The organism is Saccharothrix australiensis, assembly GCF_003634935.1.
Lineage (GTDB): Bacteria > Actinomycetota > Actinomycetes > Mycobacteriales > Pseudonocardiaceae > Actinosynnema > Actinosynnema australiense.
This window is the reverse complement of sequence record NZ_RBXO01000001.1, coordinates 1,070,991-1,097,838: the sequence shown is the minus strand read 5'-3', so window position 1 is coordinate 1,097,838 and position 26,848 is coordinate 1,070,991. Positions and strand designations below refer to the sequence as shown.

Annotated in this window: 24 protein-coding genes and 1 tRNA gene; 4 read left to right on the top strand and 21 right to left on the bottom strand. The window is 73.1% G+C overall.

The annotated features are described in order from the left end of the window. Nucleotides 1-21: 21 nt before the first annotated feature. From C8E97_RS05300 to C8E97_RS05290, 3 genes are all read left to right on the top strand, one after another. On the top strand, nt 22-1,299 hold the full coding sequence (locus tag C8E97_RS05300) for a sensor histidine kinase (RefSeq protein ID WP_121002172.1): 1,278 nt from the start codon (nt 22-24) through the stop codon (nt 1,297-1,299). Between the two features lie 265 nt (nt 1,300-1,564). Then, nucleotides 1,565-2,212 (top strand): LuxR C-terminal-related transcriptional regulator, encoded by a 648-nt coding sequence (locus C8E97_RS05295; protein WP_121002170.1) that lies wholly within the window; start codon nt 1,565-1,567, stop codon nt 2,210-2,212. 57 nt (nt 2,213-2,269) lie between these two features. Further along, nucleotides 2,270-3,901: a DUF885 domain-containing protein gene (locus tag C8E97_RS05290; RefSeq protein WP_121002168.1), complete on the top strand. Its 1,632-nt coding sequence runs from the start codon at nt 2,270-2,272 to the stop codon at nt 3,899-3,901. 339 nt (nt 3,902-4,240) lie between these two features. On the opposite strand, the gene C8E97_RS05285 is transcribed toward C8E97_RS05290, so the two are convergent. From C8E97_RS05285 to C8E97_RS05245, 10 genes are all read right to left on the bottom strand, one after another. Then, nucleotides 4,241-4,314, bottom strand: a tRNA-Leu gene (locus C8E97_RS05285). Nucleotides 4,315-4,813: 499 nt separating this feature from the next. After that, nucleotides 4,814-5,932: an ATP-grasp domain-containing protein gene (locus C8E97_RS05280; protein ID WP_121002166.1), complete on the bottom strand. Its 1,119-nt coding sequence runs from the start codon at nt 5,930-5,932 to the stop codon at nt 4,814-4,816. Nucleotides 5,933-5,934: 2 nt separating this feature from the next. Next, complete coding sequence (locus tag C8E97_RS36425; protein ID WP_281275313.1) at nt 5,935-6,057, bottom strand: hypothetical protein; 123 nt, start codon at nt 6,055-6,057, stop codon at nt 5,935-5,937. A gap of 189 nt (nt 6,058-6,246) precedes the next feature. Further along, the gene (locus tag C8E97_RS05275) at nt 6,247-7,572 is read right to left on the bottom strand and encodes an NAD(P)/FAD-dependent oxidoreductase (protein ID WP_121002164.1); all 1,326 of its coding nucleotides are present in this window, start codon (nt 7,570-7,572) and stop codon (nt 6,247-6,249) included. Nucleotides 7,573-7,754: 182 nt separating this feature from the next. Continuing rightward, nucleotides 7,755-8,264 carry a hypothetical protein gene (locus C8E97_RS05270; protein WP_121002162.1) on the bottom strand — a complete coding sequence of 170 codons (510 nt, stop codon included), beginning with the start codon at nt 8,262-8,264 and terminating at the stop codon, nt 7,755-7,757. A gap of 934 nt (nt 8,265-9,198) precedes the next feature. Further along, nucleotides 9,199-10,521 carry a DUF58 domain-containing protein gene (locus C8E97_RS05265; protein WP_121002161.1) on the bottom strand — a complete coding sequence of 441 codons (1,323 nt, stop codon included), beginning with the start codon at nt 10,519-10,521 and terminating at the stop codon, nt 9,199-9,201. After that, complete coding sequence (locus C8E97_RS05260) at nt 10,518-11,477, bottom strand: AAA family ATPase (protein WP_121002159.1); 960 nt, start codon at nt 11,475-11,477, stop codon at nt 10,518-10,520. Before C8E97_RS05260 ends, C8E97_RS05265 begins: the two co-directional genes overlap by 4 nt. After that, nucleotides 11,474-11,962, bottom strand: a complete 489-nt coding sequence (locus C8E97_RS05255) for a hypothetical protein (RefSeq protein ID WP_246018684.1) — start codon at nt 11,960-11,962, stop codon at nt 11,474-11,476. The genes C8E97_RS05260 and C8E97_RS05255 overlap by 4 nt, the downstream gene beginning before the upstream one ends. After that, on the bottom strand, nt 11,959-12,627 hold the full coding sequence (locus C8E97_RS05250) for a DUF4129 domain-containing protein (RefSeq protein ID WP_121002156.1): 669 nt from the start codon (nt 12,625-12,627) through the stop codon (nt 11,959-11,961). The genes C8E97_RS05255 and C8E97_RS05250 overlap by 4 nt, the downstream gene beginning before the upstream one ends. Nucleotides 12,628-12,779: 152 nt before the next feature. Beyond that, a complete protein-coding gene (locus tag C8E97_RS05245) occupies nt 12,780-13,487 on the bottom strand; it encodes a uracil-DNA glycosylase (RefSeq protein ID WP_121002154.1) in 708 nt (235 codons plus the stop codon). 29 nt (nt 13,488-13,516) lie between these two features. Between C8E97_RS05245 and C8E97_RS05240 the strand changes: the two genes are divergently transcribed. Further along, the gene (locus C8E97_RS05240; protein WP_121002151.1) at nt 13,517-14,995 is read left to right on the top strand and encodes a S10 family peptidase; all 1,479 of its coding nucleotides are present in this window, start codon (nt 13,517-13,519) and stop codon (nt 14,993-14,995) included. A gap of 192 nt (nt 14,996-15,187) precedes the next feature. Here the strand turns inward: C8E97_RS05240 and C8E97_RS05235 are convergent, their stop codons facing one another. The 11 genes from C8E97_RS05235 to eno form a co-directional block, all read right to left on the bottom strand. Then, the gene (locus C8E97_RS05235) at nt 15,188-15,586 is read right to left on the bottom strand and encodes an SEL1-like repeat protein (protein ID WP_121002149.1); all 399 of its coding nucleotides are present in this window, start codon (nt 15,584-15,586) and stop codon (nt 15,188-15,190) included. Between the two features lie 17 nt (nt 15,587-15,603). Continuing rightward, nucleotides 15,604-16,596 carry an ABC transporter ATP-binding protein gene (locus tag C8E97_RS05230; protein WP_121002147.1) on the bottom strand — a complete coding sequence of 331 codons (993 nt, stop codon included), beginning with the start codon at nt 16,594-16,596 and terminating at the stop codon, nt 15,604-15,606. Next, the gene (locus tag C8E97_RS05225; RefSeq protein ID WP_121010823.1) at nt 16,589-17,569 is read right to left on the bottom strand and encodes an ABC transporter ATP-binding protein; all 981 of its coding nucleotides are present in this window, start codon (nt 17,567-17,569) and stop codon (nt 16,589-16,591) included. Before C8E97_RS05225 ends, C8E97_RS05230 begins: the two co-directional genes overlap by 8 nt. Before the next feature lie 10 nt (nt 17,570-17,579). Continuing rightward, nucleotides 17,580-18,479, bottom strand: coding sequence for an ABC transporter permease (locus C8E97_RS05220; protein ID WP_121002145.1), 900 nt, complete (start codon nt 18,477-18,479; stop codon nt 17,580-17,582). Further along, nucleotides 18,472-19,395 (bottom strand): ABC transporter permease, encoded by a 924-nt coding sequence (locus C8E97_RS05215; protein ID WP_121002143.1) that lies wholly within the window; start codon nt 19,393-19,395, stop codon nt 18,472-18,474. Before C8E97_RS05215 ends, C8E97_RS05220 begins: the two co-directional genes overlap by 8 nt. 272 nt (nt 19,396-19,667) lie before the next feature. Then, on the bottom strand, nt 19,668-21,293 hold the full coding sequence (locus tag C8E97_RS05210; protein WP_121002141.1) for a peptide ABC transporter substrate-binding protein: 1,626 nt from the start codon (nt 21,291-21,293) through the stop codon (nt 19,668-19,670). Between the two features lie 194 nt (nt 21,294-21,487). Further along, on the bottom strand, nt 21,488-22,438 hold the full coding sequence (locus C8E97_RS05205) for a Ppx/GppA phosphatase family protein (protein WP_121002139.1): 951 nt from the start codon (nt 22,436-22,438) through the stop codon (nt 21,488-21,490). A 293-nt stretch (nt 22,439-22,731) separates the two neighbouring features. Further along, nucleotides 22,732-24,135 carry a lytic transglycosylase domain-containing protein gene (locus C8E97_RS05200; protein WP_246018683.1) on the bottom strand — a complete coding sequence of 468 codons (1,404 nt, stop codon included), beginning with the start codon at nt 24,133-24,135 and terminating at the stop codon, nt 22,732-22,734. Between the two features lie 110 nt (nt 24,136-24,245). After that, nucleotides 24,246-24,737: a DUF501 domain-containing protein gene (locus C8E97_RS05195; RefSeq protein ID WP_121010817.1), complete on the bottom strand. Its 492-nt coding sequence runs from the start codon at nt 24,735-24,737 to the stop codon at nt 24,246-24,248. Next, on the bottom strand, nt 24,734-25,534 hold the full coding sequence (locus C8E97_RS35810) for an FtsB family cell division protein (protein ID WP_246018682.1): 801 nt from the start codon (nt 25,532-25,534) through the stop codon (nt 24,734-24,736). Before C8E97_RS35810 ends, C8E97_RS05195 begins: the two co-directional genes overlap by 4 nt. Then, nucleotides 25,534-26,820, bottom strand: a complete 1,287-nt coding sequence (gene eno, locus C8E97_RS05185; protein WP_121002135.1) for a phosphopyruvate hydratase — start codon at nt 26,818-26,820, stop codon at nt 25,534-25,536. The genes C8E97_RS35810 and eno overlap by 1 nt, the downstream gene beginning before the upstream one ends. Between the last annotated feature and the right edge of the window lie 28 nt (nt 26,821-26,848).

Here is a 26,848-nt window from a genome sequence, read left to right as displayed (position 1 = left end):
CGGACCGCGAGAATCACCGGCATGACGGACCACGACCTCGTGCGCGGCGCGGCGAGCCGGCTGCGGACCGCCGCGCTGGCCCTCGCGCGGGTACCGCTGTGCGTGCTGGGCCTGCCCCTGATCCCGCTCCAGCTGTACGCCTACCCGCTGATCCTGGTGACGATCGGCGTGCCGCTGCTGCTGCTGATCACCGCGCTGGCCCGCCGGTACCTGGCGGTGCACCGCCGGTGGGCGGGCGGCGTGCTGGGCGAGGAGATCGCGGCGCCCTACCGGCTGCCCGCCAACCGGGGCCCGATGACGCGGGTGCGGACCATCGCGACCGACCCGGCGACGTGGCGGGACCTGGCGTTCCTGCCGCTGAACGCGGTCGTCGGCGTGGTGTGCGGCGTGCTGCCGCTCGCCCTGTGGCTGGGCGGCGCGTTCGGGGTCGTCACGCCGGTGCTGTGGGCGCTGGGCGCGGACTCCGTCGAGTTCAGCGGCATCGACGTGGACACGCCGGGCAACTTCGTGGTCGCGCCGCTGCTGGGCCTGCTGTACCTGCTGGTCGCGTGGTGGGCGACGCCCCGGATCGTGCGGGTGCACGCGTCGTTCGTGCGGTGGCTGCTCGCGCCGAGCGCGCACACCGCGCTGGCCGACCGGGTGCGGGTGCTGGCCGACTCGCGGGCCGACACGGTCGACGCGCAGGCCGCGGAGCTGCGCCGGATCGAGCGCGACCTGCACGACGGCGCGCAGGCGAGGCTGGTGGCGCTGGGCATGAGCCTGGGCATGGCGGAGGAGCTGCTGGCCCGCGACCCGGACGCGGCGCGCGACCTGCTGGCCGAGGCGCGGCAGTCGTCGTCGCAGGCGCTGTCGGAGCTGCGCGACCTGGTGCGTGGCATCCACCCGCCGGTGCTGGCCGACCGGGGCCTGGAGGGCGCGCTGCGGGCGTTGGCGCTGGCCCACCCGCTGCCGGTCGAGGTGGACGTGGTGCTGGCCGGCCGGCCGGAGGCCCCGGTCGAGTCGGCGGCGTACTTCGCGGTGGCGGAGGCGCTGACGAACGTGGCCAAGCACAGCGGCGCGACCAGCGCCTGGGTGCGGGTGCGGCACGAGGACGGCAGGCTCGGGCTGATGATCGGCGACAACGGGCACGGCGGGGCGGAGGCCACCGAGGGAGGCGGGTTGCGCGGCATCGAGCGGCGGCTCACCGCGTTCGACGGGACGCTCGGCATCGCGAGCCCGCTGGGCGGGCCGACCATCGTGACGGTGGAGCTGCCCGTGTCTGATCTGGCCGACTCCGTCGGGCGGCTCGGCCGCCCTTGAGTCGGCGGCTCGCGGGGCGTCTCCCGCCGATCGAGAAGCGTGATCGGCGGGAGACGCGCCGTGAACCACCGACGCGGCCTCGCGGTGCCGAGCGCGAGCAGGGTGACAGGAGAGGGCGAGGGGGAGCGGACCGCCGGGAGCTGCCCGGTGGAGTGGTTGCGGTGGTAGCGGGTCGGGTGGGCGGTTCGCCGGAAAGCGGTGGCGGCCGCCGGCAGACTCGGCGGCGTGGCCCGAGGGACGGGCCCACCGCGATCATGGAGATGCCGTGCGAGTCGTCCTCGGTGAAGACCTCGTCCTGCTCCGGGACGGGCTGATCCGGCTGCTCCGCGCCTACGACTTCGACGTCGTGGAAGCGGTCGACACCGGTCCCGCGCTGCTCAAGGCGCTGGTCGACCACCGGCCGGACGTGGCGGTGGTGGACGTGCGGCTGCCGCCGACGTTCACCGACGAGGGCCTGCGGGCGGCCATCGACGCGCGCAAGCGGGTACCGGGGCTGCCGGTGCTGGTGCTCTCGCAGTACGTCGAGCAGCTCTACGCCCGCGAGCTGCTGTCCGACCGGGGCGGTGGCGTCGGCTACCTGCTGAAGGACCGCGTGTCGGACGTCCGGCAGTTCGTGGACGCGATCCGGCGGGTCGCGGCGGGCGGCACGGCGATGGACCCCGAGGTGATCACGCAGCTCCTGGCGCGCAGCGGGCGGGACCGGCCGCTGGCGACGTTGACGCCGCGCGAGCGGGAGGTGCTGGCGCTGATGGCCGAGGGCCGGTCGAACGGCGCGATCGCCGCCCGGCTGTTCATCACCGAGAAAGCCGTGGGCAAGCACACCGCGAACATCTTCGGGAAGCTGGGGCTGCCGTTGTCGGAGGACGACAACCGGCGCGTGCTGGCGGTGCTGGCCTATTTGGACCGGCTGTAATCGTTATTTAGGCTAAGTACCGTTTCCTTCTCCGCACCGACGCACGGGAGTACCCGGATGGACACCACGGCAGCGCTCGCCGATGAACTGCTCGACCTCATGTCCCGGCTGGCGCCGCTGGGCGCGACGGTATTCGGGCTGCCCGGTTACGACCACCTCCTCGCCGACCACGGCGAGGCGGCCGAGGAATCGGCGCGGGCCGCCGCGCGGTCGATCGCCGAGCGCGCCAAGGCGCTGCCGGACGACGACGACCCCGTGACCCGCGCGGTGATCGTCCAGCAGGCGGAGTCGACGCTCGACCTGCTCGACGCGCGGGCCGTCGAGCACACCATCACCGACTCCTTCTTCGCGCCTGCCGGCGAGCTGCTGTCGACGCTGCCGATGACGGTGATCACGGGCGAGGACCAGGAGCGCGACTACCTGTCCCGGCTGGCCGCGATCCCGCGGTTCCTGCGCACGGTCGCCGAGCGGCACGTCGCCGGCTCCGCCGCCGGCCGCACGCCCGTCCAGCACCTGCTGGACGCGTGCGTCGCCTACCTGGACCGGTACCTCGCGGCCGACGAGGACCCGTTCGCCCGGCCGTCGGGCGGCGCGGCGTTCACCGCCGAGCGCGACCGGCTGATCGCCGAGGAGGTGCGGCCCGCGTTCGCCGCGTACCGCGAGGCCGTCGCGGGCCTCGTCGGCCGTCCCGCGGACCGGGTGGGCCTGTGCCACCTGCCCGGCGGGGACGCCGTCTACGCGCGCCTGGCGCGCGTCCAGACCACCACGGACCGGACGCCCGAGGAGCTGCACCGCACCGGCCTGGAGATCATGGCCCGGCTCGCCGAGGAGTACGCCGAGCTGGGCGAGCGGGTCTTCGGCACGCGCGACACCGCCGAGGTCTTCGAGCGGATGCGCACCGACCCGGCGCTGCGCTGGAAGTCCGAGGACGAGCTGATCTCCGCCGCGCGCGAGGCCGTGGCGCGGGCCGAGGAGGTCGCCCCGCGCTGGTTCGGGCGCTTGCCCGCGAAGCGGTGCGAGGTGGAGCCGGTGCCCGCCGTGGACGCGCCGGGCGCGCCGACGGCCTACTACGCGCCGCCGTCGATGAACGGCGCGCGGCCGGGCACCTACTACGCCAACACGCACCGCGTGGAGGAGCGCTTCCGGTACCAGGCGGAGGCGATCGCGTTCCACGAGGCCGTGCCGGGGCACCACTTCCAGATCGTGCTGGCGCAGGAGCTGACCGGGCTGCCGATGCTGCGCCGCGTCGCGACCGTCACCGGGTACCTGGAGGGCTGGGGCCTGTACTGCGAGCGGCTGGCCGACGAGATGGGCCTGTACTCCGACGACGTGGCGCGGCTGGGCATGGTGGCGATGGACTCGATGCGCGCCGGGCGGCTGGTGGTGGACACCGGGCTGCACGCGCACGGCTGGAGCCGCGAGCAGGCCGTCGCGTACCTGCGGGAGAACACGCCGCTGGCGCAGGTGGAGATCGAGTCCGAGGTCGACCGGTACATCGCCGCGCCGGGCCAGGCCCTCGCGTACATGGTGGGGCGGTTGGAGATCCAGCGGATGCGGGCCGAGGCGGAGCGCGCGCTGGGCGACCGGTTCGACATCCGGGCGTTCCACGACGTGGTGCTCGGCGGCGGGCCGCTGCCGCTGGCGGTGCTGGACGACGTCGTGCGGGCCTGGGTGGCCGCCCGGGGGTGACGGCGTGGGACGCCTCGTGCGACGGCGAACGGCGGGAGCCCGCGGGATGTCACCGGGCCCCGCCGTTCGGCGTTGCACGGGCCGTTCGGCGGGTCGGGGCGCGATATCCGCCCGCCGTACCGCGCCGGCACGATGGGCGCACGGCCGGGATCGCGATGACCGGTGTTCGGCCCGTCGTCGTGCGCTACCGGTCCCGCGCGGAAGACAGCCCCATCGGAGCATTGACAGAACCGGGCCGCAGTAATGTGACGAGCCTTCGCAAGTGGGCTCCGTGCGCGCACTACACCACCCGATCGTGATCACCCGACAGTCGAGTGACGACGAAGGTTGCGGCTGACGTGCCCCCGACGGGATTCGAACCCGTACTGTGACTCTTTTAAGGAGCCTGCCTCTACCGATTGGGCTACGGGGGCAGCGTGGAGCCTAAGCCGTTACCGAGCGTTCGTGGGGCCGGTTCGTCACAAGTCCCCCGCACGGCTCAATGAGATCCGCTATTGCGCTCATTGAGGTAATGGACCAACCGAGCACAACGTGAGTACCACTTCGTGATAGAGATCACAGCGGGAAGTGTGTTCTCCGAGTTCTCCCCGCAATGATGCGGTGAAGTAGGTACCAGAAAGCGGAGTGGCAGCAACCAGATTTGCGCATTGCGACGGATGGCCCACGACGATTCGCGCATCCGGGCATGGCCGTGATCGGGCACGATGCCCGCCGGCCGCGACGACGCGGGCCGGACCACCGCCACGGTGCGTGCGCGGGGCAATCCCGGACGGGTGGGGCCGTGCATCGACCGGACCGGTCTCCCCCACCCGTCCGGTGCCGCCGGACCGGGGTGGCGCGGGCGTGCCACGCGCGCGGCGGCGTCCGCCACCCGGCACCGCGACACCGCCCTCGTGGCGCCGTGCCGCGTGCTCAGCGACCTTTACCCGCACGGAGAAGCTCCTTGAAGCGCGCCGCCACCCACTCGTGCACGGCGTCGGACACCCGCTCGTCCTCCGCCCGGTGCTCGAACCAACGCCAGTCGCAGTTGACGTTGACCTCCAGGAACACGTGGTCACCGCCCGCGACGAGCAGGTCGAACGCCGCGACCTGCAACCGCCAGTGCCGCGCCAGGGCCAGCAGGCGGTCCGCCAGGCGGGGCGGCACGTCGACCGGCGTGACCCGGACCGCCTCGGGGTCCACCCACAGCTGCGCCGGGTCGAGCTTGTCGACCTGGAACGCCAGGGTGCGCTCGCCCACCACGAACACCCGGAGCTCGGTGTCCGAGGGCACGTACTCCTGCACGATGACCGGCGCGGGCTCCGGGACGTCACCGGAGCGGCTGGTCTCCAGGGGTCGCGGGAACAGCCCGTGCTGCACGCCGGGGCGCGGCTCCAGCAGGTGCCGCCCGGCGGTCTTGACGATGCACCGGGCGCCACCGGGCCGGGTGCGCCCCGGTCGGGTGGTCACCATCGTGCGCGGCACCGCCAGGCCGAACGCCGACGCGTCCGACAACTGGGTCAGCCGGTCGAGGTGCGCGCTCGCGCGGGCGGGGTTGACGTGCGCCCAGTCGGCGCGCGTGGAGAGCCAGTTCGCGACCGATCCCCACTGGTCCACGGCGTACGCGCCGGCCAGCGTGCCCGGTTCGACCTGGAGCGCGGACAGCTCGAAGTGGCGGCGCCACACCAGCAGCGGGCGCAGCAGCCAGCGGTCGAGTTCGAGCAGGGGCGCGTCGGTGTAGACGGTGAGGGGCAGGTCGACGCAGCGGTCGGCGTCGACGCGGGCCATCCGGATGCCGCGCTCGGCCAGGGCGATGGAGAGCGCGTTCATCTCCATGTCGGCGGCGCGGGCGAGGACCAGCACGCAGGGGACGGGGCTGCCGTCGCCCTCGTCGACCAGGTCGTGGCGGTGGACGTGCTCCTGGAAGTCCAGGTTCTTGACGGGTGACCGGAAGAAGTAGTCCTGACCCTGGAGCAGCAGCGGGGTCGGGCGGACCGGCCGGGCGGCCTCGGGCGGGGGAACCGGCGCGCTCCCCCACCCGGAAGCGGCCATGCTCAGTCGTCTTTCTTGCTTCGGAACAGCTGCTCGGCCGTGGCGTACTCGGCGGCGTACTCCGTCAGGGCACGGTCCTCGATCTCACCGCGGCGAAGCTGTGCGGCCAGCTCCTCAAGCGACATCGCGGGTCACCTCTCTCCCCACTGGCGCGTCACACTTTTGGTGGCGCGCCAGTCGTAGTCTCGGGTTCACGTTACGCAATGTCAAGGTGACGCGCTGCCCATTACTCTCTTTGGGGGCTCAAGTTCCCGCACTAAGCCAGACGGGTGCCCATCCGCTGCCACCGAACGGGGCAGCGGACGGGCGGCCGGTCAGCTCTTCGTCGCCCGGTCGAACTCCGCCTTCGGCTCGTGGATCTGGCCGAGGGCGACCACCTCGCGGCCCGAGAACAGGGCCTGCGTCCAGTCCACGAACACCCGGAACTTCCGGTTCACCGTGGGCATGAACATCACGTGGTAGCTGCGGTGCATGAACCAGGCGACGACGCCCTTGAAGCGCAGCCCGAACACGTCCGCGACGCCCTTGTAGAGGCCGAGGCCGGCCACCGAGCCGAGGTACTTGTGGAAGTAGTCCTTCGGCTCCTTGCCGCGCAGGCTGGCCACGATGTTCTTCGCCAGCAGCTTCGACTGCCGGATCGCGTGCTGCGCGTTCGGCACGCAGGTCGCCGTCGGGTCCTCCTCGGTGCGCGACAGGTCGGGCACCGCCGAGCAGTCGCCCGCCGCCCACACGCCCGGCAGGCCGACGACCTGCATGGCGGCGGTGCACTGCACCCGGCCGCGGGGGTCCAGCGGGAGGTCGGTGTTGCGCAGCATCGGGTTGGCCTTCATGCCGGCCGTCCAGATGATGGTGTCCGAGTCGAACTCGGTGCCGTCGTCGAGGACGACGTGGCCGCCCTCCATCGACTTGACGCGCGTGTCGAGGTAGCACTTGATGCCGCGCTTTTCGAGCTGCTCGACCGTGTAGACGCCGAGCCGGGCGCTCACCTCCGGCATGATCCGGTTGGTGGCCTCGACCAGCACCCAGTTCATGTCCTCCTGCTTGAGGCCCTCGTAGTAGCGCAGCGCGTAGCGCGCCATGTCCTCCAGCTCGGCCAGCGTCTCGATGCCCGCGAAGCCGCCGCCGATGACGACGAAGCTCAGCAGGCGGCGGCGCAGCTCCGGGTCGACGGTGCTGGCGGCCTGGTCGAGCCGCGACAACACGTGGTTGCGCAGGTAGATCGCCTCGCCGATGGTCTTCATGCCGATGCCGACCTCGGGCAGGCCGGGGATCGGCAGGGTCCGCGAGATCGCGCCCAGGGCCGACACGAGCACGTCGTACTCGTACTCGGCGACGTGGCCGTCGGCCAGCTCGACCGTCACGGCCTTGCGGGCGTGCTCGATCTTCGTCGCGCGGCCGGTGACGACGTGGCAGCGCTTGAGGACCTTGCGCAGCGGCACGACGACGTGGCGCGGTTCGATGGAACCGGCCGCCGCCTCGGGGAGGAACGGCTGGTAGGTCATGTGGGGCTGTGGGTCGATGACCGTGACCGACGCCTCACCGGAACGCAGCTTCTTCTGCAATCCCAGCGCGGTGTACATGCCGACGTACCCACCGCCGACAATCACGATCCGTGTGGGTTGCGACTTCACAGCAGCCATACGTCTATGGTCGCACCGCGAGGTCGTTTCCGACGGGTTCGCAAGGCCCGTTGTGACCACGGTCGCCGGGTGATGCGGGACACGCAGGTCCGTGACCAGCGCCGCGAGTGCGGTAGAGGACGTACGCGCTGAGAGAAACGATCCAGACGCTCAGCTCGCGCTGAGCGTTCCGGCCCCGGTCCTCAGCCGCCGCGCCGCAGCAGGACGACCGCGCCGGCGACCAACCCGACCGCGCACAGCAGGCCGATCACCTCCACCACCGCGCTCGTCCGCCCGTCCGGCAGGAGCAGCACCACGGCGGCCAGAAGGAGGACGCCGGCCTGCACCGCGAGGAAGCGGAGCGCCGGGCGGCGCAGCGCGCTCAGGTGGAGGCGGGAGCGGACCGGGATGAGGGCGGCGTACGCGCACAGGACGTGCAGCAGGTGGAGGAGCACGACCAGGGCCAGCACGCCGGGGCGGAGCGGGTGGCCGCCGACGAAGACCAGGGCCACCGGCGGGTAGGCGATGAGCAGCGCCACGGCGGCGGAGGCGGGGATGGCGGCGCTGACGCCGACCAGGGCGACGTAGAGCGCCAGCGGGGCGAGCGTGACGCCTTCGAGGTGCAGGACGGCGGTGACGGCGAGGCCGACGACGGCGATCGCGGCGCGCAGCACCCAGCCGGGCCGGCCCCGGCCCGGTTCGACGGCGGTCATGCGCCCTCCTCGTCCCGCACGGGCCCGGTGGCGGGCGAGCGGTGTCCGGCCTTGTGGCGCGCGGCTGCCACACGGGTCGGGCCCGCTGCCGGGCTGTCACCGGCGGCTGCCGCGCGATCCGGGACGGCCGCCGTGCGGGTCGGGACGGCTGCCATGCGGGTCGGGGCTGCTGCCGCGCGAGTCGCGACGGCTGCCGCGCGGGTCGGGGCTGCTGCCGCGCGATCCGGGACGTCCGCCGCGCGGGTCGGGGCGGCTGCCGCGCGGGTTCGGGCCACTGCCGCGCGATTCCGGACCGCTGCCGCGTCTTTCGGGACGGCGGCCGGGCTGTTGGGCGTGATCGCCACGCGGTCGCGGGCTGCTGCCGCGCCGTTCGAGGCGGCTGCGGCGTGGGCCGGGCCTGCTGCCGTGCCGTTCGGAGCGGTCGCGATGCCGTTCCGAGCGGTCCCGGATCGGCACTCGATCGGGCGGGAAAAGCACCCAACCACTCGCGGTGCGCGGTCGCGGGCAGTTCCAGGGAAGGCTCGGCGGGGCGACTCCAACGGGCTGTGCCGGGTGTTTTCCGAGTTCGGGGCGGTCACCGCGGCCGGCTCGGCGTTCGGCGCGCCATGCCGAACAGCTCTTGACCCGTGCTGAGCAGCCCCCGATCTCCATTCTTCCAGGGGCCACCGACAAATCCGCGGGAAGCGCCCCTGGGGCTCATTCTCCGCCACACCACCGACAATCCCCGCCGGCCGCCATTCCAAGACAGCAAAGTTCCGATTCAAATCGGTTCCCGCGGGCCGTTCCACCGGCGGCATGCCGCCCGCGCCGGGAGCCGCCTGCCGGACCGCGCACAGGCGCTCCACCACCGGACGCCTCGACCGGACCGCCACCCACGACGTCGCCACCCGCGCCACCCACGTCACCGCACACGACACCCGCGCCACCGCCCGCTTCACCGCCGCCGCCCCGGTCGGGCCGCCTCGCGCAGCACGCCCGAGATCGCCGCCGCCCGCGCGTCCCACGTCACGACCGCCACCCCGTGCCGCCGCATCGCCTCCAACCGCACCTCGTGCTCCAGCGCCAGCAGCCGCACCACGGCCGCGCCCCACGGCGTCTCCTCGTCCGGCACCAACCCTTCGGGCAGCACGTCGACCGCCAGCACGACGTTCCCCCGCCGCGCCGCGTGCACCGCGAGTTCGGCCACGGCCGCGTCGAGGAACGGCGACAGGACCACGACGAGCGCACCGTGCGGCACCTGCTCGGCCCGCAGCACGGGCCGCTGCGCCCACCCCGCCGCCCGCGCGCACACCACGAGCTGGTTGCGCAGCCGCAGCAACTGCCGCCGCCCGGCGCCCGCCCGCACGCCCAGCTGCGGCCGGCCGAGGTCGACCAGCCCCACCCGGTCGCCCTGCCGCAGGTACCCGGCCGCCAGCGACGCCGCCGCCCGCACCGCCAGGTCCAGCGTGCCGTCGGGCCGCGTGGTCGTCTCGTGGGTCGCCACCGACCACTCGCCGACCTCCCGGCCGACGTCGAACCGGGTGTCCAGGGCCAGCACCACGTCCGCGTCGGCCTCGGCGTGGTGCTCGCGGACGTGCAGGTTCCCCGCCCGCAGCGACACCCGCCAGTCGACCCGGCGCAGCCGGTCGCCCGGCTGGAACGCCCGGATGTCGCGCAGCTCCGCCGAATCACCCGGCCGCCACGCCCGGTGCGCGCCGACCAGGCCCCTGGCCCGCGCGGGCAGCAGGCCGGCGGGCAGCTGGTGCACCGGCGGCAGGATGACGCGACCGCTCTCGGCCGCCGTCACCGGACCGTGCACGAGCAGCGCGTCCGGCCCGGCGACCAGGTGGTCCGGGCGCAGGTCGACGCCCTCGCCCCACGCGTCGCGGCGCAGCACGACCTCGACCTCCCGCAGCGACGCGGGCAGCAGGTGCACCGGCCCCGGACCCGGCCGGTCGACGGGCAGCCGCAGCGCCAGGACCTCGGCGCCGACGCCCGGATCGACCTCCACGACGGACTTCGCCGCGCCGACCTCCCCGGTCCGGGGCAGGCCGCGCACCCGCACCCGCGGTGTGCCGCCGACGGCCGTCGCCAGGGCGACCAGGGTGGAGATCAGCAGCGGCGCGCCGAACAGCACCAGCTCCACCCGGTGGAGCAGGCCGCCGGACACCACCAGGCCGACGCCCAGCGCCGCACCGCGCACCAGCGCGTCCGTCGGGTGCCAGTGCGCGCCGCGCCCACCGGTCAGGGCCTCCCGGAGGCGCAGGCCCCGGTTCACGACCTCGCGCCCGCCGGGCCCGGCACCCGGCCCAGCAGCTCGGTCACGACCTCCACGCCGGTCGTGCCGGACGTCCACGTCTCGGGGCGCAGCGTCAGGCGGTGCGCCAGCGCGGGCACCGCGCACTCCTTGACGTCCTCGGGCAGCACGAAGTCGCGCCCGTCGAGCACCGCCAGCGCCCGCCCGACCAGGACGAGGGCCTGCGCGCCGCGCGGCGACGCGCCGACCTCCACCGCCGGGTGCGACCGCGTCGACGCGGCGAGGTCGACGCAGTACCGCAGGACGTCGTCGTCCACGGCCACCTGCTCGACGCCCTGCTGGAGGGCGAGCAGCCCGTCGGCGGCGAGCACCGGTTCGACCGCCGCCTCCTCCCGCTGCCGCGCGAGCCTGCGCCGCAGCACCTCGACCTCGTCCTCCACCGGCGGGTAGCCGATGTCCACCCGCAGCAGGAACCGGTCGAGCTGCGCCTCCGGCAGCGGGTAGGTGCCCTCGTACTCGACGGGGTTCGCGGTGGCCAGCACGTGGAACGGCCGGGGCAGCGGGAACGTCCGCCCCTCCACCGTGACCTGCCGCTCCTGCATGGCCTCCAGCAGCGCGGACTGCGTCTTGGGCGGCGTCCGGTTGATCTCGTCGGCCAGCAGCAGCCCGGTGAACACCGGACCGGCGCGGAAGTCGAACTCCCGCGAGGCCGGGTCGTAGATGAAGGAGCCGGTGACGTCGGCGGGCAGCAGGTCCGGTGTGCACTGCAGGCGCTTGAAGTCCAGGCTCAGCGCCTGCGCGAGCGAGCGCGCCATCAGCGTCTTGCCGAGTCCGGGCACGTCCTCCAGCAGCACGTGGCCGCCGGCGAGGATCGCCGCCAGGGCCAGTCGCAGCGAGCGCTGCCGTCCGACGACGACGGTGCCGACGGCGGCCAGGACGGACTCGCCCTCGGCGCCGATGCGGGTTGCGGGCGTCACAGGTTCTCCAACAGCTCGGTCAGCTTGCGCGGGTCGGGCAGGGGCGCGGCCGGATCGGTGACCAGCCGGTGCAGTTCGGGTCCGAGGAGCGCGGCGGCACGCGGGTCGTCCGCGTCGGGCACGCCGTGCCGCTGCCGCAGCCGCGCCTCCGCCAGCCTGCGCAGCCGGGGCTGGACGCGGGTGGTGAAGCGGTCCTGGTCGACCGCGGCTTCCGCGAGCCGGCCGGCGAGGGCGCTCGCCTGCGGCGACGTGGCCGACGAGAAGTGCCGCAGCGGCGGCGACCACAGGACGTCCGTGGCGCGCGGCAGGCGCGCGACGAGCACCGCCAGCGCGAGGACGGGCAGCGCGATCAGCGCCGCCCAGTGGACGGGCGCGCCGGCGCGGTACGCGGTGAACCCGGTGGCGACGCCCGCGAGCACGCCGGCCGCGACCGTGCCGCCCACGCCCAGCAGCGGCTTCAGGTGGTCGTCCGGTGCGGCCTTCACCGCGCGCCCCGGACCGGCGCGAGGTCGTGCACGATGCGCCGGAGGGCGTCCCGCGCGGTCCGCGCGTCGTCGTCGGTGACGTCGGCGACGCCGAACCGGGCACGCTGGTAGACCGAGCGCAGCTCGGCGGTCGCGGTGGCGTCCACGCGGTGGCGGGCCAGCAGGGCTCCGGTGAACTCCGTCGGCGTCTCGTGCGGCGCGCGGGCCGCGCCGCTGTCCGCCGCGGCCTCCTCCAGCGTCAGCCACGCGGACACCACGGCGTCGCGCGGCGGTCCGGCCGTGCGGGCCTCGATCCCGGCCAGGGCCCGTCGCGCGCCCAGCACCAGCGCGGCGGGCGCGGCCTGGTGCTCGGCGTCGGCCGCGTCGACGGCCATCCCGGCGCCGCGCCGCCGCCGCTTCGGCAGCCGCAGCGTGGTGAACAGGCCGAGGAACACGATCAACGCCATCACGCCCAGCACGATGAGCACCACGACCAGCGAACCTCCCACGGCCGAGCCGTCCACCGAGGTGTCGACGGGCGTGGAGGTCGCCTGCGGGGCGGGCGGTGGCGCGTCGTCGGCCGCGTCGCGCGCCTCGTAGGGCACCGGCGACGCCCCGTTCGCCGCGACGGCGACCACGACGAGCGCCGCGCCCGCCAGCAGTGCGAGCGCGAGCCGGGGTCTCATACCGGCAAGGATGCCCGGTCGGCGGGCGCGATGCCCGCTCTTTGCGGTAACCCGGCACGCCACCGGACGCGGGGTGCGGGCGCGAGCGGTGCGGTGCTCCGGCCCGCGCTCCGCGGCTGGTGATCCGGGGCCCGCGGCGGTGGGCGCGGGCCTCAGCCCACCGGCAGACCGGCCGTCCGGGCGGCCCGGCGCAGCACGTCCCGCAGCATCTCCGGGGTGAGCCGCCCGGTGTAGGTGTTGTGCGGGCTCACGTGGTACGTCCCGAACAGGGTCAGCGGCGGTCCGTCGTCCAGCGCGGGCAGCTCGACCGCCACGCCGTGGCCGAACTTCGGCGCGGGCCTCGGCACCCGCCAGCAGGCCGCCAGCACCGGCAGCAGCGCCTGCCAGCCGAAACCGCCCAGCACCACGACGGCGCGCAGCGTCGGCCGCAGCAGCTCCAGCTCGCCGATCAGCCATGGCCGGCAGGTGTCCCGCTCCTGCGCCGTCGGCTTGTTCTCCGGCGGCGCGCACTTGACCGGCGCGGTGATGCGCGTGCCGTACAGCTCCAGCCCGTCGCCCGCGCGCACCGAGGTCGGCTGGGACGCCAGGCCGACGGCGTGCAGCGCCGCGTACAGGAAGTCGCCCGACGGGTCACCGGTGAACATGCGGCCGGTGCGGTTGCCGCCGTGCGCGGCCGGTGCCAGGCCGACCAGCGCCAGCCGGGCGTCCGGCGGGCCGAACCCCGGCACCGGGCGCGCCCAGTACTCCTCGTCGGCGAACGCCGCCCGCTTGACCCTCGCCACCTCCTCCCGCCACGCCACCAGCCGCGGGCAAGCCCGGCACGAGGTGACCCGCAGGTCCAGGTCGTGAAGCGTGCGCACGTCCCTCCGCCCATACGTAGAGTTCGACCATGACCGAAACCGACACCGGGGACGAGCGGACCGCCGAGGCGACCGGCAAGGACGCCCCCACCGACGACCTCGTCACCACCCAGCACAGCATCACCGTCAAGCGCCGCAAGCTGAACTACACGACGACCACCGGTCGGGTGGTGCTGCGCAGGGAGGTGCTGACCGACGGCAAGTTCGACGGGCACCTGGCCAAGGCGGAGGTCTTCCTCACCGCGTACACCCTGGACGGCGCGGACGCGGCCAAGCGGCCGGTGACGTTCGCGTTCAACGGCGGGCCCGGCTCGTCGAGCGTGTGGCTGCACCTGGGGCTGCTCGGACCGCGCCGCGTGGTGTCCGGCGACGTGGGCGACCTCGTGCCGCCGCCCTACGACCTGGTGGACAACCCGGAGACGCTGCTGGCGCACAGCGACCTGGTGTTCATCGACCCCGTCTCCACCGGCTACTCCCGCGCCGCCAAGGGCGAGAAGCCGGGCGAGTTCCACGGCTTCCAGGGCGACCTGGAGTCGGTCGGCGAGGTGATCCGGCTGTGGACCTCGCGCAACGGCCGGTGGCTGTCGCCGAAGTTCCTCGCGGGCGAGTCGTACGGCACGACCCGCGCGGCGGCGCTGGCCGAGCACCTCCAGACCCGCTACGGCATGTACCTCAACGGGTTGATGCTCATCTCGTCGGTGCTGGACTTCGCGACGCTGGACTTCAGCGAGGGGAACGACCTGCCGTACTCGCTGTTCCTGCCCACCTATGCGGCGATCGCGCACTACCACGGCCTGCACGGCTCGCGGCCGTTGGAGGAGGTGCTGGCCGAGGCCGAGGAGTTCGCGTCCCGCGACTACCCGTGGGCGCTCGCGCGCGGACACCGGCTCACGGAGGAGGAGCGCGCCTCGGTCGTGTCGCGGTACGCGGCGCTGACCGGGCTGTCCGAGGACTACGTGGACCGCGTGAACCTGCGCGTGGAGCACGTGCGGTTCTTCACCGAGGTGCTGCGGTCGCAGCGCAAGGTCGTGGGGCGGTTGGACTCCCGGTTCACCGGCGCGGACGTCGACTACGGCCGCGAGCTGTTCAGCGAGGACCCGTCGTACTCGGCGATCCTCGGCCCGTACACGGCCGCGCTGAACCACTACCTGCGGGCGGAACTGGACTACCGGAACGACCTGCCGTACGAGATCCTGACCCGGAACGTGCACCCCTGGTCGTACAAGGAGTTCGAGGGGTCGCACGTCACCGTGGCGAACCGGTTGGCGGCGGCGATGCGGGCGAACCCGGACCTCAAGGTGCACATCGCGTACGGGCACTACGACGGCGCGACGCCGTACTACGCGGCCGAGCACGTGGTGGCGCACCTGGCGATCCCGGCGGAGCTGCACGACAACGTCGAAGCGGCCTACTACCCCGCCGGGCACATGATGTACGTCCACGAGCCGTCGCGGGTGCAGCAGTCGAAGGACCTCGCGGCCTTCGTGCAGTCCGCGTCGAACCGTTGAGCCGCAACGGTTAGCCGGTTACCAAAGCGACACGCGCCCCCGTGCGGGGCGCGTGCCGCTCGTCCGGCGTGGATGCGGATCGGGCCGCGCGGGACGCGTTGAATCGTCCACAGTGGACAAAGTACCGCCGAGCGGCGGAACGAACTCGACCGCGGTCGAACGCCGGAGCGGACTCGACGGCCGCCGAGCACGTCAGCCGGTCAGCCGGTCCAGCGCGGCCAGGCTGTCCGCCGCGGCCTCGTCGCCGCGCTCGGCCGCCGCGGCGTACCAGCGCTTCGCGGCCTCGGTGTCACCGAGGAAGTCGTGCACGTCGCCCAGCACGGCCATCGCGCCGACCTCGCCCGCCTCCGCCGCCCGCCGCAGCCACGGCAGCGCCGCCTCACCGGACTTCCGGACGTGCCACAGGAAGGCGCCGTACTCGGCGACGCCCCGGACGTGACCGGTCCGCGCCGCGTGCCCGAGCCAGCGCTCGACCTCGTCCGCCGACCCGCCCCCGTCGTCGGGTCGGGCCGCCAGCAGCAGGGCCAGCTCGACCATCGCGTCGGCGTCACCGGAACGCGCGGCGGCGTGGAGCGCGGCGCGGTCGGTCACCCGGTCACCTCCTCGCGTCAGGGCACGACGGACCGCTCTTCGGCGAAGTGGCAGGCGCTGGGGTGGCCCGCCCGGTCCACCAGCGCGGGCTCCTCCTCCGCGCAGACGTCCTGCGCCTTCCAGCAGCGGGTGCGGAACCGGCAGCCCGACGGCGGGTCGATCGGCGACGGCACGTCGCCGGTCAGCCGGATCACGTCCCGCTGCCCGCGCAGCGCCGGGTCGGCCACCGGCACGGCGGACAGCAGCGCCTGCGTGTACGGGTGCGTGGGGTGCCGGTAGATCTCGTCCTCGGTGCCGATCTCGACGATCTTCCCGAGGTACATCACCGCGACCCGGTCCGACAGGTGCCGCACCACCGACAGGTCGTGCGCGATGAACACGTACGCGAGGCCGAACTCGGTTTGCAGCTCCCGCAACAGGTTCATCACCTGCGCCTGGATGGACACGTCCAACGCGGACACCGGCTCGTCGCACACGATCACCTTGGGCCGCAGCGCCAGCGCCCGCGCGATGCCGACGCGCTGCCGCTGCCCGCCCGAGAACTGGTGCGGGTACCGGTTGATGTGCTCCGGGTTCAGGCCCACCACGTCGAGCAGCTCGCGGACCTTCGCGGCGCGCGACGCCTTCGGCGCGACCTCCGGGTGGATCTCGAAGGGCTCGCCGACGATGTCGCCGACCGTCATGCGCGGGTTCAGCGACGTGTACGGGTCCTGCAACACGATCTGCATGTCCCGCCGCAGCCGCCGGACGGCGTTGCCGCGCATGGCGAACACCGACTCGCCCTCGAACAGGACGTCGCCCGAGGTAGGCGGCTCCAGCAGCATCAGCACCTGGGCCAGGGTGGACTTCCCGCACCCCGACTCGCCCACCACGCCGAGGGTTTCGCCCGCCGACAGCGTGAACGACACGCCGTCCACCGCGCGCACCCGGCCGATGGTCTGCTTGAACAGCACCCCCCTGGTCACCGGGAAGTGCTTCACCAGGTCCCGGACCTCCAGCAGTTCAGCCATGGAGCACCTCCGCCGCGAAGTGGCACGCGCTGGTCCGACCGAGCCCCAGCCGCTCCCGCGGCGGCACCTCCACCGAGCACACGTCCTCGGCGCGCGGGCAGCGCGGGTGGAACGGGCAGCCCGGCGGGATGCTCAGCAGGCTCGGCGGCAGGCCCTTGATCGTGTCCAGCGCCGAGCCCTTGGCGTCCAGGCGCGGCAGCGACCTCATCAGCGCCGCCGTGTACGGGTGGCCGGGCGCGTGGAACAGCGAGTGCGCGTCGGCCTCCTCGACGATCCGCCCCGCGTACATGACGACGATCCGGTCCGCCACCTCCGCGACCACGCCCAGGTCGTGGGTGATGAGCACCAGGCCCATGCGCCGTTCCCGCTGGATCTCCGCCAGCAGGTCCATGATCTGCGCCTGCACCGTGACGTCCAGCGCGGTCGTCGGCTCGTCCGCGATCAGCACGTCGGGGTCCAGCGCGAGCGACATCGCGATCATCGCCCGCTGCCGCATCCCACCCGAGAACTGGTGCGGGTAGTCGCGCACCCGCCGCCGCGCGTGGGGTATCCGCACCAGGTCCAGCAGCTCGACCGCCCGCGCCCGCGCGTCGGCCCGGCTCAGGCCGCGCCGCAGCCGCAGCTGCTCCTCGATCTGGAACCCCACGGTGAACACCGGGTTCAACGCGGACAGCGCGTCCTGGAAGATCATCGCGATGCCCTCGCCGCGCACCTCCCGCCGCCGGTTCGCGTCCGCCGTCAGCAGGTCCTCGCCGCGGAACCGCACCGAGCCACGCGTGACGTGCGCGGGCGGCGAGTCCAGGATGCCCATCACCGCCTGCGCGGTCACGCTCTTGCCCGACCCGGACTCGCCCAGCACGGCCAGGGTCTCCCCCGCGTCGACGTGGTAGCCCACGCCGTTGAGGACCCGTGCGACGCCGTCCCGCGTGCGGAACTCGACATGCAGGTCCTCCACCTCCAGCAACGCCGTCACCACCGGCCTCCTACCGCAGTTTCGGGTCGAGGGCTTCACGCACCGCGTCGCCCAGCATCACGAACGCCAGCACCGTGGCGGTCAGGAAACCCGCCGGGAACAGCAGGGCGTGCGGCGCGACCCGCAGGTAGTCCTTGGCGCTGTTGATCATCACGCCCCACGACACCACCGGCTGCCGCAACCCGATACCCAGGTAGGACAGCGTCGCCTCGGCCCCGATGAACGCGCCCAGCGCGATCGTCGAGTACACCAGCACGGGCGCGAGGCAGTTGGGCAGCATGTGCTTGAAGATGATCCGCGCCGGCGACGCGCCCAGCGCCCGCGCCGCCTTCACGTAGTCCTGGTGCTTGGCCGCGACCGCGGTGGACCGCATGATCCGCATCGACACCGGCCACGACAGCACCGTGAGCGACAGCACCACCTGCGCCACGATCCGGACCGGCCCGGCGTCGCCGCCCGCGTTGAGCGTCGTCAGGATCACGATCGCGCCGAGCACGAACGGCACGCCGACGAACACGTCCGCGACCCGCGACACCACCGCGTCCAGCCACCCGCCGTGGTACCCGGCCAGGATGCCGATCGACGCGCCCACCAGCACCGCGCCCGCCGTGGCCAGCACACCGACCACGATGGACGCCCGCGCGCCGTGGATGACCCGCGTGTAGATGTCGTAACCCTGGTTGTCGTAGCCGAACCACGCCTGGGACGACGGCGGGAGCCGGCTGCGCGAGAGCTGCGCCGCGGTCGGGTCACCGGACGTGAACAGCGCCGGGAACAGCGCCATCAGCACCACCAGCAGGATCAGCGACGTGGACACCCAGAACAGCGGCCGTGACCGCAGGGTGTGCCACGCGTCCCCGAACAGGCCGCGTGGCTTGTCCGGCGTCAGCACGGTGATCTGTTCAGTCATAGCGAATCCTCGGATCGAGTACGGCGTAGAGCAGGTCCACCAGCAGCGTCATCAACAGGTAGACCAGCACCAGGACGGTGACCACGCCGGTCACCATCGCGCCGTCCTTGGTCAGGATCGAGCGGAACACCAGCCCGCCCACGCCGGGCACGTTGAAGATGCCCTCGGTGACGATCGCGCCGCCGAGGAACGTGCCGAGGTCGGTGCCCAGGAACGTGATCACGGGTATCAGCGAGTTGCGCAGCAGGTGCACGCCCACCACCCGCCTGGTCGACAACCCCTTGGCCAGCGCGGTCCGCACGTAGTCGGCCCGCCGGTTCTCGGCGATGCTGGCGCGGGAGAGCCGGGCCACGTAGGCCATCGACAGCGAGGCCAGCACGAAACCGGGCACGATCAGGTTGCCGAACGTCGGCGAGGTCACGGTCGGCGAGATCAGCCCGAGTTGCAGGCCGAACACCAGCTGCACCACGTACCCGGTGACGAACACCGGCACCGAGATCAGGAACAGCGTCGACACCAGCACGAGGCTGTCCAGGAAGCCCCGGTTCCGCAGCCCGCTCACCACGCCGGCCGTGATGCCGATGACGGCCTCGACCAGCAGCGCCACCAGCGCCAGGCGCAGCGTGACGGGGAACGTGGCCGCGATGCGCTCGCCCACCTGGAGCCCCGACGAGGTCAGCCCGAAGTCGCCCTGCAGCAGGTTGCCCAGGTACTTGGCGTACTGGACCGGCAACGGGTCGTCGAGGTTGAACTTGTCCCGCATCGCGGAGATGTACGCCTGCGGGCAGTCCCGCTCACCGCACTTGCCCTCGAACGGGTCGCCCGGCACCGCCCACACCAACGCGTAGATCAGGAACGTGGTCCCGAGGAACACCGGGACCATCTGCAACAGCCTCCGCAGCACATAGCGGCCCACCGCCAGCTCCCTAACTCACTCCCGCACACCCGGCCACACCACACCCCTGAGCCCCTCGCTCCCGACCTCGCGCCGCGCGAGGCCGCCGTCGGGTTGTCGCGCCTCATTTCCCGCCGATCACGCTTTTGGATCGGCGGGAAATGAGGCGCGATGGCCCGACCACAGTGGCGGCCGAGCCGCCGCGACGGAGGAGCGGCAAATTCAACACAGCTCTACGCCCTGCCCAACCGCTCCCGCCCAGACGCGGCCTCGCGGCGCGTGAGCGGCACCCGCTAGGCCACTACCTCGACCGAGTCCAGGTCCAGCTTGCGGAACGGGTGGAGGTTCGCGACCTTCAGCCGGTTCGACTTGCCCGCGATGGTGTTCTGCGTCCACAGCGGGATCGACGGCATGTCGTCGGCCAGCATCCGCTCGGCCTCCAGGTAGAGCTTGATCGCCTCGGCCTCGCTGGGCGCCTTGTCCGCCTCGGCGAGCTTCGCGTCGAACGCCGGGTTGCTGTAGAGGCCGTCGTTGGACGACGCGCCGGTGCGGAACAGCGGCGTCAGCCAGTTCTCGATCGACGGGTAGTCGGCGATCCAGCCCGACCGGTACATGCCGGTCATCTCGTGCGCGTTCACCTTCTGCCGGAACTCGCCGAAGCTGGTCGACGGCACGAACCGCGCCTCGACGCCGAGGGTGTTCTTGATGCTGTTCGCGACCGCCTCGGCCCACTCCTGGTGCCCGCCGTCGGTGTTGGACAGCAGGACGATCTCACCGGTGTAGCCGGACTTCGCGAACTCCTCCTTGGCCTTCTCCGGGTTGTACTCGCAGTGCTGCCCGCACTGCCCGGCCCGGTAGCCCTTCATCAGCGGGTGCACCCAGCCGTCGGCGGGCTTGCGGGAGCCCTCGTAGATCCGCTGGGTGATCTCCTCGCGGTTGATCGACATGGAGATCGCGCGCCGCAGCGACGCGTTGTCGTAGGGCTTGGTGTAGAAGGGGAACGCGATCGTCTGGTTGTTCAGCGTCTCCCGCGACACCACCCGGTCGCCGAGGTCGGTCTCGTACTTCTTGCCGGCCAGGGCGTTGGGCGGCAGCTCCTCCATGAAGTCCAGGTTGTTCGCCACGAGGTCGGCGTAGGCCGACTCGCGGCTCTGGTAGATCTTCAGCGTGAGGTCCTTGAACTTCGGCTTGTCCTCGCCCTTGTAGTCGTCGAACCGGGTCAGCTTGATGTCCGTGCCGACCGTGCGCGAGACGAACTTGAACGGGCCGTTGCCGATGGGGTGGGCCTCGAACGCCTGCCGGTCCTTGAAGAACGCCTCCGGCAGCGGCGCGAACACCTCGTACCCGACGGTGACCGGGAACACCGCGAACGGCTCGGACAGCGTGATGGTGAACGTGTGCTCGTCCACGACCTTCAGGCCGGACAGCTTGTCCGCGGTGGGCGCCGGGGCCTGCTGCGGGCCGTCCGCGCCGTCCGGGTCCTTCGGGTTGACGTCCTGGTAGCCCTCGATCTGGGAGAAGAAGGACGCGCCCTGCGTGGCGTTCGGGCCATAGGCGGTCCAGTTCCAGGCGTCGACGAAGCTCTTCGCCGTCACGGGGCTGCCGTCGTGGAACGTCCAGCCCTTCTTGATCTTCACGGTGAACAGCTTCGAGTCGTCGGTCTGGATCGACTCGGCCATCGCGTTCACCGGCTGCGCGTCCTCGCTGCGGTACTCCACCAGGCCGGTGAACATCGGGTCCAACACGTGGCTGCCGCCGACCTCGGTGGTGTTGCCCGGCACGAGCGGGTTCTCCGGCTCGGTGTTGAAGATGCTGATGCCGGCCTCGGTGTTCGCACCCGTCGAGGTCTCCGGTGTCCCGCAGCCGGCGGCGACCAGGGCCACCGCGACGGCTGCCGGCACTAACAATGCACGTGACATGCGTCCTCCCACCTGTCCGGGCGTGACCGAGCAGAGTCGACCGCCTCCACAGCGTGTCGAGGACGCTAACCGGGCAGTGGTGCACGCCACATGGGTGATGCGGTCACAACATCGTCACGAACAATCCCAGTTGACATTCGAATGGGGGCGTGGCCGGCCTCATGAGCCGCCGAGGAACCGCTCTGACCAGCGGCTCAGCTCAGCGCGAAGGCGATGCCGTCGAGGATGTCGTGCTCGCTCGCGACCAGTTCGGTGATCCCGTGCGACGCCAGGTGCTCCGCCAGTGTGCGCACGACGAGTGCACCACCGTTGATGATGTCCACCCGTCCGGGGTGCATCGACCCCAGTGCCGCCCGCTCGTCGTGACTCATGGTGAGCAGCCGCTCGGTGATCTCGCGGATGCGGTCGACGCCCACCCGCGCCAGGTGGATCTCCGCCGGGTCGTACGTCGGGAGGTCGCGGGCCAGCGCGGCGAGCGTCGTCACGGTGCCCGCGACGCCGATCCACGTGTTCGCCTTGGCCGTCGGCACCGCCGCGAACGCCTCCGCCAGCACCTCGGACGCGACGGCGACGGCGTCGGCGACCTCGGCGGCCGTGGGCGGGTCGCTCCGCAGGCAGCGCTCGGTCAGCCGCACGCACCCGATGTCGACCGACCGCGCGGCCTCCACCGAGCCGCGCACGCCGTCCCAGGAGCCCAGCACCAGCTCCGTCGACCCGCCGCCCACGTCGGAGACCAGGAACGGGCCGTCCGCCGCGTCCAGGTCGGCCACCGCGCCGGTGAACGACAGCCGGGCCTCCTCGTCGCCGGAGATCACCTCCGCCTCGACGCCCAGCACCTCGCGGGTCATGTCGAAGAACTCGGCGCGGTTCGCGGCGTCGCGGGTGGCCGAGGTGGCGACCATGCGCACGCGCTCGGTCCCCTTGCGCCGCAGGACGTTGGTGTAGTCGACGAGCGCCGCGCGGGTCCGGGCCAGCGCCTCGGGGCTCAGCACGCCCGTCGCGTCCACCCCTTCGCCCAGCCGCACGACGCGCATCTCCCGGTGGACGTCCCGCAGCCACCGCGCACCGTCGTCGGACGCGGTCACGTCCGCCACCAGCAGGCGGATCGAGTTCGTCCCGCAGTCGATCGCGGCCACGCGCGCCATGACGTCCCTCCCGTACCCGGCGGCACGGTGCCGCCGCGGGAGAAGCTACGCCGGCCGGACCGGGGCGGGGACGGAAGGGCCGCCGCCGGGGCGGTACCGGAGGGGCCGCGCGGTGCGACGACGGCGGTCGGGCGGCAGGTCGATCCGGCGGACGACCGCCGCGGGCGGCCCGACCCCGGTGGAGGTCTCGGCGGCGAGGAGTCGTGATGCAAGGGCCACCACAGCGCGGCCGGACGAGCACCTTGACCCGCGTCGGGTAGCCACCCGCTCGCGCCGACGGTCGGACGTCGCCGCTAGACGGGCTTCATCGACGACGTGGCCTGCGTGACGGTCGCCGGCAGGGAACCGCCCGACGTGGGCCGCGCCGAGGTCAGGGCCGGGGTCTGCGCCGGCGTGGTGCCCGCCCCGGAGGTCGTGACCGGCTCGCTGCACGGCGACGGCACGGACGTGGTCGTGGGCGGCGTCGTCGTCGGCGTCGTCGTCGGCGTCGTGGTGGTCGTCGTCGTGGTCGTCGTGGGGCAGGGCGGCGTCGTCGTGGTCGTAGTCGTGGTGGTGGTCGTGGTCGTCGTCGTGGTCGTGGTCGTCGTGGTGGGCTTGGACGACGTCGTCGGCTGCCACGTGACCGTCGTCCGGGTGGACCCCGGCGTCGTCGTGGTCGTCGGCCCCGAGGTCGTGGTGGAAGGGGCCGACGTCGCGGACCCGTTGCCGGGCGGCGTGGTGCCCGAACCGTGGTCGGGCGGCGTCGTGCCGCCCGGGGGCCGCTCGTCGTCCACCGGCGCGAAGTCGTCGTCCGAACCGGTCAGACCGGGCAGCGGCGTCACCCCGTCGGCGTACGCGTCGGCCCAGAACAGGACCGTTCGCACGTACTCCTCGGACTGGTTGTAGCGGAACACCGCCCTGGCCCGCTGCGTCGGGTCGGACAGGTCCGCGCTGTTGGCGCACAGGTAGTTGCCCGCGCCCACGGTCGCGTCGTAGATGTTGTTCGGGTTGGCCTCGCCGTCGCCGTTGCCGTCCGCCGCGTACCCGGCCCACGTGGACGGGATGAACTGCATCGGGCCCACCGCGCGGTCCCACGCGGTGTCGCGGTCGAACCGGCCGCCGTCGGTGTCGCGGATCGCCGCGATGCCCGGACCGCCGTTGAGCACTGGGCCCAGGATCGGGTTCACCGTGTTGCCCTTGGCGTCCACCCGACCGCCGTGCGCGTGCCCGGACTCGATCCGCCCGATGCCCGCCAGCAGCGACCAGTGCAGGTTGCAGCCCGGCGTGGTCGTGGCCAACCGGTCGGCGGCCTTCATGTACGCGTCCAGCATCACGCCCGGAATGCCGAGCTGACCGGCGACGAGGTCGCCGTCGACGCCCTCGAAGGGCGGCAGGTCGTCACCGAACTCCGACGGGTCGTCGGCTTCGGCGAGCAGCCCCGCGCTCAGCTCGTCGGTCTCCGGCAGCCGCCCGGACACGCCCAGGCCGCCCGAGTCCCGCAGCGCGAGCGTGCCCAGCACGTCGCCCGCGCCCGGCGGGAACGCCGGGAGGTCCGAGTGGCCCGAGACGTTGACCCAGTCGATGCCCCCGGTCGTGTGCAGGAGGGTGGGCACGAGCATGGCGCACGTCGCCGTCGCCGCCAGCCCCCACTGCCGAGGGGACAGCGTCGGCCGCCGCGTCGCCTTGCGCTTGCGTCCACGTCGCTTCGGCACAGCCACGAACTCCACTCCTCGGCGCATCCGGCTTCGGCCCCCGGACCAGCCTGCCCGATCCGGCGGGCCGTGTCACGGTCGTGGGCGGTTCCCTGCCCGCGGACCTGCCCCTGCGGTCAGTCGTTCACCTTTGACGCGCACTCGCCGCTGGGCCACCACTGCGCGAGCAGCTCCAGGGCCTCGTCGCCGAACGGGTTGACGCCCGGTCCGACGGCGAGCGCGTGCGCCACGTGCACGTGCAGGCACTTCACGCGGTTCGGCATCCCACCCGCGGTGACCTGCGTGCCCAGCGGTTCGATCGCGTCCCGCTCAGCCAAGTACGACTCGTGCGCCCGGCGGTAGCGCAGCGCCAACTGTTCATCCTCCGCCAGCCGATCCGTCATCTCCTTCATCAGGCCGGCCCCTTCGAGCCTGCTGACGAACGAGTTGAGCCGGGGGCAGGTCAGGTAGTACAGGGTCGGGAACGGCGTGCCGTCCTCCAGCCTCGGGCTGGTCTGCACGACCGCCGGGTGCCCGCTGGGGCACCTCGCCGCCACCGCCCGCATGCCGCGGGGCGCGCGGCCCAGCTGCTCGGCGACGACCGCCCGGTCGTCCTCGCTCACCGTCATCGTGCCGCCACCGAATCCCACAACTGCTCGTACCACGCCTTGTCCGCCGCCGGCGTCGCCGCCGGCCGCTCCTCGTCCGGTCCCCGTTCCGCGTCACCCGGCAGTTGCACCACGTAGGGCGTCTCGCCGGGCCGCACGTAGTGCAGCCGCCGACGCGCCTCCGCCTCCAGGTGCGCGGGGTCGGCCAGTTCGCCCTTGCGCCGCTCCAGCTGCCCGACCTCGGCGCGCAGCGTCTCCTGCGAGGCGTTGACCTCGCGCAGCTCCTCGCGCTGGGCCAGGTAGGTCTGGAGCGGCACGGCGATGGTCAGCGCCAACGCGCACACCACCATCGCCAGCAGCGCCGCGCGCCGCGTGCCGGTCATGCCGAACGCGCCGCCGGTGCCTTCCCGCGACCGGGCCTTCGACTGGGGCCGGGCGGCCCTCGCCGCCCGCGCGGCCTGCGTCGCCCGCGCCTGCTCGGCGAGCCGCGCCGACCTCGCGCCCCGCCGCGTGCCGGCCGCGCGCTCGCCGCCCGCCCGGCCGAACCGGCCCAGCCGCCCCGTGCCGCCCGCCTTGGCGTCGCCGCCCCGGCCCCGGCCACCGGACGAGCCGGCGCCGGACGAGCCGGCGCGACCCCCCGACGAGCCCGCGCCACCCGACCGACCACCGGCCGAGCCGGACCCGCCGGCGCGACCGCCCGCCGAGCCGCCGCGGCCGGTGTCGGACGCACGCCCGGAACGGCCCGTGCGCCCGGAGCGGTCCGGGCGGGCCCCCGACGCGGGCTTGCCGCGCCGGGAGCCCCGTTCCCGATCCGCCATCAGCTTTCCGGCGTGTACCGCGGGAAGGCCAGGTCGCCCGCGTAGCGCGCCGCGTCGCCCAGGGCCTCCTCGATGCGCAGGAGCTGGTTGTACTTCGCCGTGCGCTCACCGCGCGCGGGCGCGCCGGTCTTGATCTGGCCCGCGCCGGTCGCCACCGCCAGGTCGGCGATGGTGGTGTCCTCGGTCTCGCCGGAGCGGTGGGACATCATCGACTTGTAGCCGTACGAGGTGGCCAGCGCGACCGCGTCCAGCGTCTCCGACAGCGTGCCGATCTGGTTGACCTTCACCAGCAGCGCGTTGGCGGCCCGCCGGGAGATGCCCTCCTCCAGGCGCTCCGGGTTGGTGACGAACAGGTCGTCGCCGACGATCTGGACCTTCTCGCCGAGTTCGGCGGTCAGCCGCACCCAGCCGTCCCAGTCGTCCTCGGACAGCGGGTCCTCGATCGACACCAGCGGGTACGCGTCGACCAGCTCGCTGTAGTAGCCGGTCATCTGCTCGGCGCTGCGCTTCTGCTGCTCGAAGGTGTACGCGCCGTCGGCGTAGAACTCGGTGGCGGCCACGTCCAGGGCGAGCGCGATGTCGCGGCCCGGCGTGTAGCCCGCCTTCTCGATGGCCTGGAGGATCAGGTCCAGCGCGTCGCGGTTGCTGGACAGCGCGGGCGCGAAGCCGCCCTCGTCGCCCAGCCCGGTGCCCAGGCCCTTGCTCTTCAGCACGGACTTGAGCGAGTGGTAGACCTCCGCGCCCCAGCGCAGCGCCTCGCGGAAGGACTCCGCGCCGATCGGCGCGATCATGAACTCCTGGATGTCGACCTCGGTGTCGGCGTGCGCGCCGCCGTTGAGGATGTTCAGCATCGGCACCGGCAGCACGTGCGCGTTCGGGCCGCCGACGTACCGGAACAGCTCCAGGCCGCTGGACTCCGCCGCCGCCTTCGCCACGGCCAGCGACACGCCCAGGATGGCGTTCGCGCCGAGGCGGGACTTGTCCGGCGTGCCGTCCAGGTCGACCAGCTTCTGGTCGACCACCCGCTGCTCGACGGCCTCGATGCCGACCAGCTCGGGGCCGATCTCGTCGAGCACGGCGGTGACCGCGCGCTCCACGCCCTTGCCCAGGTACCGCTTGGCGTCGCCGTCGCGGAGCTCGACCGCCTCGTGCTCACCGGTCGACGCGCCCGAGGGCACCGCGGCGCGCTCCAGCGTGCCGTCGTCCAGCGCCACCTCTACCTCGACGGTGGGGTTGCCTCGCGAGTCCAGGATCTCGCGGGCGCCGACCTGCTCGATGACCGCCACGTGCGCTCCCTCATCAGACCATCTCTTC

Excerpts from the sequence above, each read along its gene's own strand:
- C8E97_RS05300 (WP_121002172.1), top strand. The coding sequence starts at position 22 with ATGACGGACCACGACCTCGTGCGCGGCGCGGCGAGCCGGCTGCGGACC.
- C8E97_RS05290 (WP_121002168.1), top strand. The coding sequence starts at position 2,270 with ATGGACACCACGGCAGCGCTCGCCGATGAACTGCTCGACCTCATGTCC.
- C8E97_RS05280 (WP_121002166.1), bottom strand. The coding sequence starts at position 5,932 with ATGGCCGCTTCCGGGTGGGGGAGCGCGCCGGTTCCCCCGCCCGAGGCC.
- C8E97_RS36425 (WP_281275313.1), bottom strand. The coding sequence starts at position 6,057 with ATGTCGCTTGAGGAGCTGGCCGCACAGCTTCGCCGCGGTGAGATCGAG.
- C8E97_RS05275 (WP_121002164.1), bottom strand. The coding sequence starts at position 7,572 with ATGGCTGCTGTGAAGTCGCAACCCACACGGATCGTGATTGTCGGCGGT.
- C8E97_RS05270 (WP_121002162.1), bottom strand. The coding sequence starts at position 8,264 with ATGACCGCCGTCGAACCGGGCCGGGGCCGGCCCGGCTGGGTGCTGCGC.
- C8E97_RS05250 (WP_121002156.1), bottom strand. The coding sequence starts at position 12,627 with ATGAGACCCCGGCTCGCGCTCGCACTGCTGGCGGGCGCGGCGCTCGTC.
- C8E97_RS05240 (WP_121002151.1), top strand. The coding sequence starts at position 13,517 with ATGACCGAAACCGACACCGGGGACGAGCGGACCGCCGAGGCGACCGGC.
- C8E97_RS05230 (WP_121002147.1), bottom strand. The coding sequence starts at position 16,596 with ATGGCTGAACTGCTGGAGGTCCGGGACCTGGTGAAGCACTTCCCGGTG.
- C8E97_RS05220 (WP_121002145.1), bottom strand. The coding sequence starts at position 18,479 with ATGACTGAACAGATCACCGTGCTGACGCCGGACAAGCCACGCGGCCTG.
- C8E97_RS05210 (WP_121002141.1), bottom strand. The coding sequence starts at position 21,293 with ATGTCACGTGCATTGTTAGTGCCGGCAGCCGTCGCGGTGGCCCTGGTC.
- C8E97_RS05205 (WP_121002139.1), bottom strand. The coding sequence starts at position 22,438 with ATGGCGCGCGTGGCCGCGATCGACTGCGGGACGAACTCGATCCGCCTG.
- C8E97_RS05195 (WP_121010817.1), bottom strand. The coding sequence starts at position 24,737 with ATGACGGTGAGCGAGGACGACCGGGCGGTCGTCGCCGAGCAGCTGGGC.
- C8E97_RS35810 (WP_246018682.1), bottom strand. The coding sequence starts at position 25,534 with ATGGCGGATCGGGAACGGGGCTCCCGGCGCGGCAAGCCCGCGTCGGGG.